Origin of the sequence: Corallococcus sp. AB049A (assembly GCF_003668885.1) — a bacterium.
Classification (GTDB): Bacteria; Myxococcota; Myxococcia; order Myxococcales; family Myxococcaceae; genus Corallococcus; species Corallococcus interemptor.
In genome coordinates, this window is sequence record NZ_RAWL01001184.1 from 1 (window position 1) to 430 (window position 430).

The 430-nt window shown below is 67.0% G+C and carries 1 protein-coding gene; it reads left to right on the forward strand.

The window, feature by feature from the left end; genetic code table 11:
* Positions 1 to 430, forward strand: a 430-nt coding sequence (locus D7X55_RS46725; RefSeq protein WP_304988939.1) for a vitamin B12 dependent-methionine synthase activation domain-containing protein, incomplete at both ends; no start/stop codon positions are given.

Consider the following 430-nt stretch of genomic DNA (forward strand, 5'->3'; position numbering starts at 1 on the left):
ACTGGACACCGTTCTTCCAGGCCTGGGAGCTGGCCGGCAAGTTTCCGGCCATCCTCACCGACGAGATCGTCGGCACCCAGGCCAGCGAGCTGTACCGCGATGCGCGCGCGATGCTCGAGCGCATCGTCGGCGAGAAGTGGCTGACGGCCAAGGCCGTGTTCGGCCTGTGGCCGGCCAACAGCATCGGCGACGACGTCCGCGTGCAGCACCCGCAGGGCGAAACCACCCTGCACTTCCTGCGCCAGCAGGTAGACAAGCCTGCCGAGCGCCCGGACTTCTGCCTGGCCGATTTCATCGCGCCCCTCGACAGTGGCAAGCAGGACTGGATCGGCGCGTTCGCAGTCACTGCCGGTATCGGCATCGACGCGCACGTCGCGCGCTTCGAGGCCGAGCATGACGACTACAACGCGATCCTGCTGAAAGCACTGGC